10 protein-coding genes and 1 pseudogene are annotated in these 12718 nt (G+C 66.7%); 10 read left to right on the top strand and 1 reads right to left on the bottom strand.

Features of this window, described 5'->3' with window-relative positions:
• The first annotated feature begins 149 nt into the window (after positions 1–149).
• From LRC39_RS20900 to LRC39_RS20915, 4 genes and pseudogenes are all read left to right on the top strand, one after another.
• On the top strand, positions 150–3737 hold the full coding sequence (locus LRC39_RS20900; protein ID WP_346295522.1) for a PAS domain-containing protein: 3588 nt from the start codon (positions 150–152) through the stop codon (positions 3735–3737).
• 324 nt (positions 3738–4061) lie between these two features.
• Positions 4062–4313 (top strand): type II toxin-antitoxin system VapB family antitoxin, encoded by a 252-nt coding sequence (locus LRC39_RS20905; RefSeq protein ID WP_011159676.1) that lies wholly within the window; start codon positions 4062–4064, stop codon positions 4311–4313.
• Positions 4310–4713 (top strand): annotated as a pseudogene (locus LRC39_RS20910) (type II toxin-antitoxin system VapC family toxin). The gene LRC39_RS20905 and the pseudogene LRC39_RS20910 overlap by 4 nt, the downstream one beginning before the upstream one ends.
• Before the next feature lie 83 nt (positions 4714–4796).
• Positions 4797–5507 carry a Crp/Fnr family transcriptional regulator gene (locus LRC39_RS20915; protein ID WP_107356749.1) on the top strand — a complete coding sequence of 237 codons (711 nt, stop codon included), beginning with the start codon at positions 4797–4799 and terminating at the stop codon, positions 5505–5507.
• Here the strand turns inward: LRC39_RS20915 and LRC39_RS20920 are convergent.
• Positions 5480–5704, bottom strand: coding sequence for a DUF1858 domain-containing protein (locus LRC39_RS20920; protein ID WP_164573251.1), 225 nt, complete (start codon positions 5702–5704; stop codon positions 5480–5482). The genes LRC39_RS20915 and LRC39_RS20920 overlap by 28 nt on opposite strands.
• 237 nt (positions 5705–5941) lie before the next feature.
• Between LRC39_RS20920 and nirK the strand changes: the two genes are divergently transcribed.
• From nirK to LRC39_RS20950, 6 genes are all read left to right on the top strand, one after another.
• Entirely contained in the window at positions 5942–7054 is a 1113-nt protein-coding gene (gene nirK / locus LRC39_RS20925; RefSeq protein WP_346295523.1) for a copper-containing nitrite reductase, read from the top strand.
• A 151-nt stretch (positions 7055–7205) separates the two neighbouring features.
• Complete coding sequence (locus LRC39_RS20930; RefSeq protein WP_346295524.1) at positions 7206–8087, top strand: SUMF1/EgtB/PvdO family nonheme iron enzyme; 882 nt, start codon at positions 7206–7208, stop codon at positions 8085–8087.
• 149 nt (positions 8088–8236) lie between these two features.
• Positions 8237–9781: a thymidine phosphorylase family protein gene (locus tag LRC39_RS20935; protein WP_346295525.1), complete on the top strand. Its 1545-nt coding sequence runs from the start codon at positions 8237–8239 to the stop codon at positions 9779–9781.
• Entirely contained in the window at positions 9778–10689 is a 912-nt protein-coding gene (locus LRC39_RS20940) for a ribose-phosphate pyrophosphokinase (protein WP_346295526.1), read from the top strand. The genes LRC39_RS20935 and LRC39_RS20940 overlap by 4 nt, the downstream gene beginning before the upstream one ends.
• Positions 10686–12326 carry an MBL fold metallo-hydrolase gene (locus tag LRC39_RS20945; RefSeq protein ID WP_346295527.1) on the top strand — a complete coding sequence of 547 codons (1641 nt, stop codon included), beginning with the start codon at positions 10686–10688 and terminating at the stop codon, positions 12324–12326. The genes LRC39_RS20940 and LRC39_RS20945 overlap by 4 nt, the downstream gene beginning before the upstream one ends.
• Before the next feature lie 173 nt (positions 12327–12499).
• Positions 12500–12715 (top strand): hypothetical protein, encoded by a 216-nt coding sequence (locus LRC39_RS20950; protein ID WP_107345766.1) that lies wholly within the window; start codon positions 12500–12502, stop codon positions 12713–12715.
• Positions 12716–12718 lie beyond the last annotated feature (3 nt).

The following is a 12718-nucleotide window of genomic DNA, read 5'->3' on the forward strand; positions in this document are numbered from 1 at the left end:
TAAGGTTATCGGCGCTTAAGACGGGATAGCTTCATCGCAAACGTGGACCTAACGGGAGCCGCTGGCGATAATGAATTGTTAAGGTTCTCAGGCCCCGCGCTCTGTCGGCCACAGGCGCAACCGCTGGCGAGCCGAGCGTACGAGTAGCGATGACGAACTGGGACTTTCAATTGCGAGGGGTCGACGATCCCCGGCTCGCGGTGCACGCGACCCGGACGTTGCCGGCGTGGCTGTGGTCGACCGACGGCAGCCGCGTGCTCTGGGCGAACCCAGTCGCCGCCCGGCTGTTCGGCGCGGCCAATGCCGCCGAGCTCGCCGGCCGCAGCTTCCGTCCCGCCGATCCGCATCGCCGTCAGGTCGCGCAGCTCGCCGCCAAGCTGCCGCAGAACGGCGCGACGCGGCTCGAACGACTGCGCGGCTTCGGCGCCCCGCTCGGCGCGCTGGTGACCTGCGCCTGCACCCGGCTCTTTTTCGCCGATGGCAGCGCCGGCGTTCTGATCGCCGCGGCAGAATCAATCGGCCGCCCGATGCCGCTGATCGACCGGCTGCGCGGCCTGGTCGAAGGCGTCGATACCCCGATCGCAGCTTTTGCCAGCGACGGCCTGTTCGTCGGCTCCAGCGCCGCCGCGCGCACGTTGCTCGGCTTCCGCAATCTGAGTGAGGCTGGTCTCGACCAGGCGCGCGCCGACGCGCTGCGGCTCGGCCGCGCCGAGACGCCGATCGGATTTGGCCATCTGGTGCTGCAGCGGGTCGGCAGCGGCGCGGATGTTGGCCTGATTGCGCTGCTGGCGCCGGGCACCATCACGGAGCCTGCTCCGCAGCAGAAAGCTCATTCTTCAGAACCGCAGCCTCGGCCTGATTCAGAACCGCAGCTTGAAGCCCGGCATCCGACGGCCGTTGAGGCGCCGGTTGAGCCGGCCACGCAGACGGAGCCGACTGTCGAAGCTCCGCAGGCTGCTGAGCCTGTGGCAAAGCCGATCGCGGTTGCGCCGGAAGCAAACGACGAGTCCAGCGCGTCGCAGCCGCCCGTCGAACAGGAGAGTATTCCAGAACCCGCATCGGATCAGCAGCCGGCCGAAACCGCGGCGGCAGCGGTTGAGCCCGACTACGAGACCTTCGCGATCCTGAGCGAAGCGCCTGCCGAATTCACGCTGCTCGACGACGTCGCACCTGCTGCCGAGGCGCAGCCTGCAGCACCCCAACCGCAGGTGGACAGTGTCGATAGCAACGCGCCGCCTTCGCCGCCGCCGCCGGCTGCTCCTGTCGAACAGCCCGCCGCCGAGGTGGTCCCGGTCGAAGAGCCTGTCGCGCCTGCAACGACGCATGAGCCCTCGCCTTACATCGAGGCCGTCGCCGACGAGCCGGCAGAACCGGACGTCGTCGAGACCGACCAGCAGCCGGCCACCGAACAATCCGCGGCACCCGAGCAGGCCGCTGCAGAGCCGGCGGCAACCGACGCTGCACCCGCCATCGACACGCCGCCCGAACTGCCTGCGCCGCGCCGGCATCCGCTGCGCTTCGTCTGGCAGATCGATCTGGCCGACCGGCTGGCGATCGCCTCCGACGAATTTCTCCGCCTGATCGGCCCGCATACCGCCGCCAATCTCGGGGAGCGCTGGAGCGAAGTCGCGGACCGGCTCAGGCTCGATCCGGAAGGTCTCGTCGCGGCCGCACTTGCCACCCGCCACACCTGGAGCGGCATCACGCTGCAATGGCCGGCTGACGGCGCCGCGCTGCGGCTGCCGATCGAAATGTCCGGTCTGCCGGTGCAAGATCAGGGCGGCGCCTTTGCCGGCTATCGCGGCTTCGGCGTCTGCCGCGATCTCGCCGCGCTCGATTATCTCGCGGCGCTCCGCCGGCACGGCTCGAACGAACCGCCGCCGCGGCCGCAGCCGCTGTCGGCCGATCGCGCGCCGCACACCCCCGCTTCAGACCAAGCCCCTGCTCTGGACCCGCTCCTGAACCCCTTGGACACGCCCGTGGATACCCCGAAAAACGTCCTGCCGTTCCGCGCCGCCAACGACGCGCGTGCGCCGTCGCTGACCCCGGGCGAGAACAGCGCCTTCCACGAACTGGCGCAGCAACTGGCAGCCCGGCTCGCAAGCGAGACTCCGCCGACCGCCGATGCTCCATCGATTGCCGACGACGAAGTTGCGCCAGAACAGGAAGCAGCACCGGCCGAAACGCCGGAGGCCCCGCGCGCCGAGTGGCTCGCGCCGGCACCCACGCCGGCGAGCGGCGTCAGCGCGCGCGACCGCCTGCTGCTCGATCTGATGCCGGTCGGCGTGCTGATCTATCGGCTCGACCGTCTGCTCTATGCAAACTCCGCATTCCTGACGCGGATGGGCTTTCCGAGCGTCGCCGCGCTCGAAGAGGCCGGCGGCCTCGATGCGCTGTATGTCGACTCCGGTGTCGGCGATTCCAGCAGCAGTTCGGAGACCGGCACACCGATCACCATCACCGCCGCACAAGGTGGTGACGCAGCCCCGACCGAAGCGCGACTGTTCACGATCGCCTGGGACGGCGATCAGGCGCTGGCGCTGATCTGCTCGCCCGCCCCTGCACCGACCGCGGTGCCCGAATTGCCGTTCGCGCCGGCGACTGCCCTCGAGGATGCGCCCTCGGTGGTCGGCGCCGCGAACGCCGAAGAACTCGGCGCGATTCTCGACACCACCGCCGAAGGCGTGCTGATGTTCGACGAAGCCGGCCAGATCAGCGCCGCCAACCGCAGCGCCGAAGCGCTGTTCGGCTACGACGGTGACGCGCTGGCGCAGCACAATCTGATCGAGCTGTTCGCGCCGGAAAGCCGCGCCGCCGTGCTCGATTACTTGGACAGCATCAAGAGCGGCCGCGCCCAGAGCGTGCTCGACCACGGGCTCGAAGCGCTCGGCCAGGTGCGCGAAGGCGGGCTGTTTCCGCTCACCATGACGATCGGCCGGACCCGCGCCGACGGGCCGAATTTCTTCGCCGTGTTCCGCGATCTGTCGCAGGTGCAGCGCACCGAGACCGAACTGAGCCAGGCCAAGCGGCTCGCCGAACGCGCCGCCGGCGCCAAGGCGGATGTGCTGGCGCGGCTCAGCCACGAGATACGGGCGCCGCTCAACGCCATTATCGGCTTTGCCGAAGTGATGATCGAGGAGCGGTTCGGCCCGCTCGGCAACGAGCGCTACGTCGATTACCTGAAGGACATCCGCGCTTCGGGCGAACGCGTCATCGGCATCGTCGACGATCTGCTCGATTTGTCGCGGATCGAGACCGGCAAGCTCGATCTCGCCTTCGCCAGCATCAACCTCAATGAGCTGGTCGAACAGAGCGTCGCGGTGATGCAGCCGCGCGCCAACCGCGAGCGCATCATCATCCGGACCTCGCTGGCGCATTCGCTGCCGACGGTGGTGGCCGACGCACAGGCGCTGCGCCAGATCGTCATGAACCTGATCAGTACCTCGATCCATCTGGCCAATGCCGGCGGACAGGTGATCGTCTCGACCGCGCTCAGCGATGCCGGCGAGGTGGTGCTGCGCGTCCGCGACACCGGCAGCCGTCTCAACGACGACGAACTCGCCGCCGCATTGCAGCCGTTCCGCACGCCGAGCGACCGTACCGAAGCCGCCGGCGTCAGCCTGTCGCTGACCAAGGCGCTGGTCGAAGCCAACCGCGCCACCTTCCACATCAAGAGCGCGCCGCAATCCGGCACGCTGATCGAAGTGGTGTTCGCCCACACGCCTGCGGCGGTGTGAGCTGATTTGACGTCGCGCGCGGAGGATCGCTCCGGGCATGCGGAAGCGTTACCCGCAAATGATTGCGTGAGTGACCGGGTCTGGGGACCTCCCGGCGGCAACCAGGCCGAGGGCGGCGGAGCGCCGAAAGGCGCGACCTTGGTATCAGTGGCCGCGGCCGTCCTCGCCGGATCGCCGGAGAGAACCGTCGTGGAACGCCTTTCGACGCGGGATGCGGCATTAGGAATATCGTCCCTTAGACACCCCCCTTGTCAAGCGCCTCCCGCCAGACCAAATTACAGGGCGCGGTAGACAAATGCTATTTTTCTACCAGTCGGAGATCGCATGCATCTCAACATCAAGAACGACGAGGCTCATCAGTTAGCGACAGAGCTGGCCCGCATGACCGGGGAGAGCCTCACTGCGGCGGTGACCAATGCGCTGCGCGAACAGCTCGCACGCGAGCATCGTCGCCGCCAAACCGACCAGATCGCGCAACGACTGCTGAAAATCGGAGGCCGGTACGCCGCATTGCCTGACACCGGGAGAACTCCAGACGAGATTCTCGGCTACGATGAGAACGGATTGCCCACGTGATCGTCATCGACACGTCGGCGATCATTGCGATCTTTCGCGAGGAACCAGAGGCAGCCCAGTTTGCGCGGCTCATCGCCGCCGACGACCAACCGGTTCTATCCTCGGGCAATTTGCTGGAGGCCGCGATCGTTCTTCGTGGACTAAAGGACATTCAGCCGGCCAAAGCCGAACGATGGCTTGATGACTTCATCGCGGCGGCCCGCATCCGGATCGAGCCCGTGACCACCGAGCAGGCCGGATACGCGCGTTCGGCGCATGTGCGGTTCGGGAAAGGGACCGGCCACAAAGCAGCTCTCAACTACGGAGATTGCTTCGCCTATGCGCTGGCCAAAGCTTTGAATGCCCCCTGCTGTGCAAGGGCAACGACTTTCCGCTGACCGATATTCCGCTTGTCGCGTAGATCTCTCCCTGGACTTCCCCCTTGCCCCCCGCCGTCAATCGCGATTTAGCTGGCGCGGACCGAACCCTGGCGCGAGAGCCTCGATGGCGACGATCGACACTTCCGTGGTTGCGAAACTGCCGCTGTTTGCAGGGCTGAGCCCGGCGGAGCTCGACGCCGTGCTGCTCGAGGCGCGGTCGATCCGGGTTCCCAAGAACGGCCACGTGTTCGAGCAGGGCGAGGACGCCCATTCGTTCTTCGTGCTGCTGCACGGCCACGTCCGCGCCAGCAAGGTGACGCCGGCCGGCGAGCAGATCGTGGTGCGCTATGTCGCGCCCGGCGAGACGCTGGGCGTGGCGATGGCGATCGGGCTCAACCGCTATCCGGCGACCGCCACCGCGGTCGACGATTCGATCGTGCTGGCCTGGCCGACCGCGGCCTGGCCGCGGCTGGTCGAGCAGTATCCGGCGCTCGCCACCAACACGCTGCGCACCGTCGGCGGCCGGCTGCAGGAGACGCATTCCCGGGTGGTGGAGATGTCGACCCAGCAGGTCGAGCAGCGCGTCGCCCATGCGCTGCTGCGGCTCGCCAAGCAGAGCGGCCGCAAGGTCGAAAACGGGGTGCAGATCGACTTCCCGATCAGCCGGCAGGACATCGCACAGATGACCGGCACCACGCTGCACACCGTCAGCCGGCTGTTGTCGGGCTGGGAGCAAAAGGGCCTGATCGAAAGCGGCCGGCAGAAGATCGTGCTGCGCGAGCCACATCAGCTCGTGGTGCTGGCCGATCAGGCGCCCGACGACAAGACCTCCTGAGACTGCGCCACCGCTTCGCGCAGCGCCGCGAGAAACGGCGCCTCGGCGATGCCATGCTCGTGGCAGGAATCCTCGATCGTGTGAAACGTCGCGATCGGGCAGCCGACGCAGGCGAGCTTGAAATCCAGGAACACCCGGATCGTCGCCGGCCATCGGCGCATCACGTCTTCGACTACGAGGGTGCGGTCAATCGACATTGTCGTCTCCGTTGACCCGCCATGCTGAGGCCCGGGGCGGCGGCGTTCTTTGTCGCGCAACAACGTTTCGGCGGGTTCCTACACCTCGTAGTTGTCACATCCGACGAATGACGGATGCGGGTGAGCCCGTAGTTGAAAGGTATTCATCTGCGAGCTTGTGCTGGGACAAACAGCGGTGGCGCGGCAGGAGCATGGTTGCGCCAGCCGAGTTTCAATCCAGCCGCAAGGACCTCTACCATGATGACCCGCCGAGATACTCTGCTGAGCGCCGCCGTCACCGCACTGTTACTCAGCGCGCCGACCGTGGCAGCGGCCGCCGCTGAAGACGATGTCTCGAAGCTGCCGCGCCAGAAGGTCGAACTGGTCGCACCGCCGTTCGTGCACGCGCATCAGCAGGCCACCAAGGATGGACCCAAGGTCGTCGAGTTCAAGATGGTGGTGCAGGAAAAAGAAGTGGTGATCGACGAAGACGGCACCAAATTCCAGGCGATGACCTTCAACGGTTCGATGCCCGGACCGTTGATGGTGGTGCATGAGGGCGACTATGTCGAACTGACGCTGGTCAATCCCGCCAGCAACACCATGCCGCACAACATCGACTTCCACGCCTCGACCGGCGCACTCGGCGGCGGCGCGCTGACGCTGATCAATCCCGGCGAACAGGTGGTGCTGCGCTTCAAGGCCGATCGCTCCGGCGTATTCGTGTATCACTGCGCCCCCGGCGGCAACATGATCCCGTGGCACGTCGTTTCCGGCATGAACGGCGCCATCATGGTGCTGCCGCGTGACGGCCTGAAGGATCGGAACGGCAAGCCGCTGCGCTACGACCGGGTCTATTACATCGGCGAGCAGGACATGTACGTGCCGAAGGACCAGAACGGCAAATACAAGGCCTATGCGTCGCCGGCCGAATCCTACATCGACACCGCCGAGGTGATGCGCAAGCTGATCCCGACCCACGTGGTGTTCAACGGCAAGGTCGGAGCGCTGACCGGCAAGAACGCGATGCCCGCCAAGGTCGGCGAGACCGTGCTGATCGTGCATTCGCAGGCCAACCGCGACACCCGCCCGCACCTGATCGGCGGTCACGGCGACTACGTCTGGGAGACCGGCAAGTTCGCCAATCCGCCGGAGACCAACCTGGAGACCTGGTTCATTCGCGGCGGTTCCGCCGGTGCTGCGCTCTACACCTTCAAGCAGCCGGGCGTTTACGCCTACCTCAACCACAACCTGATCGAAGCGATCGAGCTCGGCGCCACCGCGCATTTCAAGGTCGACGGCAAGTGGAACGACGACCTGATGAAGCAGGTCAGCGCACCCGGCCCGATCCCGGGCGGTCCGACGAACTAATCACCTCCGCCCCCGGGATCCGCGTCCGCGCGGGTCCCTCTCGTCCCACCCGTCATTGCGAGCGAAGCGAGCAATCCAGTCCAGCGATCGGAGCTGGATTGCTTCGTCGCTTCGCTCCTCGCAATGACGGACAGATGACCTGGTTGCTGCCATGCTGCTCGCCTTCAAAGCCCAGATCGCCCTCGCTGCCCTCGCCGGCTTCGCCACGCCGTTGGCGGTGACGCCGCTGGTGATCGGCCACGGCGACGCGGCGCTCGACGGACAGCAGGCGATGGTCGAGATCGCTCCGGGCGCGATGGACTACCGGCTGCCCGGCGAATTCACCCGCGATGGCCGGCAGATCGAGGCGCCGCAGACCAAGCTGCAGTTCGATCGTCCGCTGTCGATCATGCTGCATCAGGTCAGCACGGTGGACTATCAACTCTGCGTCGACGATGGCGCCTGCCATCCGATGCGGGCCAACACCGCGGTTCGCGCCGACCGGCCTGCCGTGCAGGTATCCTGGCAGGACGCCACCACCTACGCCGACTGGCTGTCGCGCAAGACCGGCGCACACTACCGGCTGCCGACCGACGCCGAATGGGCGTTTGCGGCCGGCAGCAAGTTCAAGGATGACGGGCTGGCCTCGGACAGCGACGATCCGTCGGTACGGTGGATCGCGCGCTATGAGCGCGAATCCGATCGTGACGATCTGTCGGCCAGCTTGCGCAGCTTTGGTGGCTTCGGCGCCAACGAGCGCGGACTGCTTGATCTGTCCGGCAACGTCTGGGAATGGACAACCACCTGTTTCGATCGCACCGCGATCGACGCCGCCGGCCGGCCGCAGGCGCAGACCGCCAATTGCGGCGTGCGGATCGCCGAAGGGCTGCACCGCGCCTACGTCTCCGATTTCATTCGCGACGCCAAAGCCGGCGGCTGCTCGGCCGGCCTGCCACCGATCCACCTCGGTTTTCGCCTGGTGCGCGAACAGGATGGACCGCTGGCGCGGCTGCGCGAGCACCTGGGCCGCGCGATGGCATCGGCCGGGATTTGAACCGCGACCCAAGGCCGCGCAGGACATTGATACGCATCAAATAGACCCGCGGGCCGAGCTTCTAGCCTCGGCCATCGCGTGTCCCGGCGCCCGCCGCTTCGCCACGCGCTCCTGAAGGCCGCCCGGCCGATGCGCGGAGTTGCGCTATTTTGAATGCTCCCGATCTCTCCCGCCCGCCGCTGACCATCCGGCGGATCAGCCTCGATACCGGCCGCGAAAACGTCGCGGTGCTTTCCCGCCGCTCGCGCGCCCTGCGCCCCGAAGTGTTTCGCGGCTTCAGCCGCGTCGAACTGCGCATCAACTCCAAGGTGCTGCTGGCGACGCTGATGATCACCGACGACGACGCGATGATCGGCCCCGACGAACTCGGCCTGTCGGAGCCTGCGTTCCGCCGCTTCAATGAGCCGGTCGGCAGTGCGGTGTCGGTGACGCCGGCACGGTCGCCCGCCAGCCTCGATGCGGTGCGCGCCAAGATCCAGGGCCACACGCTATCGGCCGCCGAGATCACCGCGATCGTCGACGACCTCGCGCACTTCCGTTACTCCGACATGGAGATCGCCGCGTTCCTGATCAGCGCCGCGCGCTTCACCTCGACCGACGAGCTGCTGGCGCTGGTCGGCGCGATGGCGTCGGTCGGCACGAAGCTGAAATGGGACAATCCAATCGTCGTCGACAAGCACTGCATCGGCGGCATTCCCGGCAACCGCACCACCATGATCGTGGTGCCGATCGTCGCCGCGCACGGGCTGATGATTCCGAAGACCTCGTCGCGCGCCATCACCTCGCCGGCCGGCACCGCCGACACCATGGAGCTGCTGGCAAGGGTCGATCTCGACGTCGAGCAGATGAAAGAGGTGGTGCATTCCTGCGGCGGCTGCCTGGTGTGGGGCGGCCACGTCAACCTGTCGCCGGCCGACGACATCCTGATCTCAGTCGAACGTCCGCTCAGCCTCGACACGCCCGAGCAGATGGTCGCCTCGATCATGTCGAAGAAGCTCGCCGCCGGCTCGACCCGGCTACTGATCGACTTCCCGGTCGGCCCCTCCGCCAAGGTCGCCAGCGCCAACGAGGCGATGCGGCTGCGCAAGCTGTTCGAATTCGTCGGCGATCATTTCGGGATCGGCGTCGAGGTGGTCACCACCGACGGCCGTCAGCCGATCGGCCGCGGCATCGGTCCCGTGCTGGAAGCCCGCGACGTCATGGCGGTGCTCGGCAACGAGCCCGGCGCACCGGCCGACCTGCGCGAGAAATCGCTGCGGCTCGCCGCGCATCTTTTGGAGTACGATCCGAAGCTGCGCGGCGGCGCCGGCTATGCCCGCGCCAAGGAGCTGCTCGACAGCGGAGCGGCGCTGAAGAAGATGCAGCAGATCATCGACGCGCAGGGGCCTTCGCCGTGTCCGGCCGAACTCGGCAGCTATGCTGCCGACGTGCTGGCGGCCGCTGATGGCGTGGTCAACGGCATCGACTGTCTGCGGATCAATCGTCTCGCCCGCAGCGCCGGCGCGCCGGTCGCCAAGGGCGCCGGCATCGATCTGTTCAAGAAGATCGGCGACCGGGTCGAAAAGGGCGAACCGCTGTATCGCGTGTATGCGTCCGACCGCGCCGAATTCGATCTGGCGCTGGCCGCCGCACAGGCGGAGTCCGGCTTCGCGATCAACCACCACACCCCGGCCGACGTGGACCTGGTATCGTGAGCGTCGCCCTGCGCTATCTGGACTCGGCGGCGGACGATGCCATTCGGCTCGCGGCGCGGCTCGGCGTGCCGGCGCATCTGATCACGCAGCACCGCTTTCCGGACGGCGAGATCGCCGTCAATGTTGGCCCGGAGGCGGCGACCACGATCCTGTATCTGCCGCTCGACCTGCCCAACGATAAGCTGGTGACCATCCTGTTCGCCGCCGAAGCGCTGCGCCGCGAAGGCTGCAGACGGCTGGTGCTGCTGGCGCCGTATCTCTGCTACATGCGCCAGGACGTGGCATTCCATCCCGGCGACGCGATCAGCCAGACGGCGATGGGGCGGCTGCTCGCAGGGCTGGTCGACCGCGTCATCACCGTCGATCCGCATCTGCATCGCACGCCGCGGCTCGGCGACGTCTTCCCCGGCATCGCCGCGGACGAGCTGTCGGCGATGCCGGCGATTGCCGCAGCGCTGCGCGGCACGCTCGATCCTGACACCGTGGTGGTCGGACCGGATTCCGAGTCGCAACAATGGGTCGATGCGCTCGCCAAGCTGATCGGCACACGATCCGCGGTGGCGCAGAAGATCCGGCACGGCGACCGATCTGTCGAGATCACGTTCCCTGATGCAAGCTCCATAGCGGGTCGGCCGGCACTGCTGGTCGATGACATCGTCTCCTCCGGCGGCACGCTGATCGCCTGCACCCGCGCGCTGCTCGGCGCCGGCGCAACGTCTGTCGACGCGGTGATCACCCACGCGCTGTTTCCCCCGGCGATGCTGCGCGACTTCGCCGCCGCCGGCATCCGCACCATCCGCTCCACCCACACCGTGCCGCACCCGACCAACGCAATCACGCTCGACGATCTGTTCGTCGAGGCGCTGCGAGCCGAGATCGGCACGACCAATCAGGAGACCCGCGCATGAGCGTTACCATCCGATTCTGCGGCGCTGCGCGAACCGTCACCGGCTCCTGCTATCTGTTCGAGACCAATGGCAAACGCTTCCTGGTCGATTGCGGCCTGTTCCAGGGCCACAAGACGCTGAAGGAGCTGAACTACGGCGCGTTTCCGTTCCGCCCGTCGGAGATCGACGCGGTGTTGCTGACGCACGCCCATATCGATCACTGCGGCCTGCTGCCGAAGCTGGTGCGCGAGGGCTTCAAGGGACGAATCCTTGCGACCCGCGGCACCATCGATCTGTGCTCCTACATGCTGCCCGACGCCGGCAGCATCCAGGAGTCCGAAGTGATCATGCTGAACCGCCGCAACGCCGCGCGCGGCAAGCCCGAAGTCAGCCCGATCTACACCCAAGCCGACGCGATCGCGACGCTGTCGTCGTTCTATCCGGTCGATTATCAGAGCTGGATCACCGTCCTCCCCGGTGTGCGCGCGCGGTTCTGGAACGCCGGTCACCTGCTCGGCTCGGCCTCGATCGAAATCGAGATCGACGGCGAAGGCCGCTCGTCATCAGCGCTGCGGCTGCTCGCCTCCGGCGATATCGGCCCCGACGGCAAGCTGCTGCAGCCCGATCCGGAAGCGCCGGCGCATTTCGACTACGTGATCTGCGAGTCGACCTATGGCGACCGCGTGCGCGAGCCGACCTCGCCGAAGCTCCGCCACGAGCGCCTGGCTGCTGAAGTCAACGCCGCCGCGGCGGCGCGCGGCGCGCTGGTGATTCCGGCATTCGCGGTCGAGCGCACCCAGGAGCTGATCGTCGATCTGATCGACCTGATGGAAAAGGGAACGATCCCGAGCGCGCCGATCTTCCTGGATTCGCCGCTGGCGATCCGCGCCACCGAAGTGTTCCGCCGCCACGCTGCCGATCTCGACGAAGACGTCGATGTGGAGCGGCTGCTGGCCTCGCCGCATCTGCGCTTCACCGAGACGGTGGAAGAGAGCAAGTCGATCGCCAAGCTGAACGGCTTCCACATCATCATCGCCGCCAGCGGCATGTGCGACGCCGGCCGCATCCGCCATCATCTCAAGCGCTGGCTGTGCCGCTCCACCGGCACCGTGCTGCTGGTCGGTTATCAGGCCAACGGCACGCTCGGCCGCTTCCTCGAAGAAGGCGCCAAGGCGGTGCGGATCATGGGCGAGGAAGTCCGCGTCAAGGCCAAGATCCGCCGCATCGATGATTACTCCGGCCACGCCGACGCCGGCGAGCTGACGCGCTGGATCACCGAACGGCGACCGATCGATCGCGGGCTGTTTCTCGCCCATGGCGAGGAAAGCGCGATCGCCGCGTTGGCGGAGCGACTCGGCGGCGGCGTTCTGCCGGCCGCGAAAATCTTTCAGCCTGTGCTCGATGACGTCTACGAACTCACCACGCCGGTTCCGACCGCGCAGGACGGCAAGCATCGCCGACGGCTCGAGCCCGAATCAGTGGTCAAGCTCGACTGGCACAACGAGATGTCCAAGCTGCTTCTCGATATCAACGCCAGCGTCGAAGCCGCCGCTGACGAGCGCGCGCGCAGCGTGATCATTCGCCGCCTGCGCCGCGCGCTCGACGACAACGGCAATGGCAATGGCAATGGCAACGGCGCGCAGGCGGGACGGCGTTAGCCCCGTTATGGATCGGACCTCATGGCCTGAATACCATTCGTGCAAGGTTTGATTCACTCTCGGCATTACAACACCGCTGCGCCGCCGAATTGCGCGATTCGATTGCAGCTATTCGAATTGCATTCCCCCGAGGGCTGTGTGCTAGACTATCTCGCACATGCACAATCCGGGGGATGCTCGTGAGTGCGAACTATCATGTCGCCGAAGGCGACCAGAATGCACTCGGTCAGTATCTGGTCGCCCGGGCGGCCAGCTGCAGCGCTGATCGACGTCCGCATCTGAAGATCGCCTGCATTCATTGTGGCGCCGAATATGTCGCCGCCGAAGTCAATTTCCATGCGTGCAAATGCCCGGCCTGCCAGAACGGTGCCGGCAACCTGCTGCTCTGAAGC

This window comes from Rhodopseudomonas sp. P1 (assembly GCF_039642825.1).
GTDB lineage: Bacteria > Pseudomonadota > Alphaproteobacteria > Rhizobiales > Xanthobacteraceae > Rhodopseudomonas > Rhodopseudomonas palustris_H.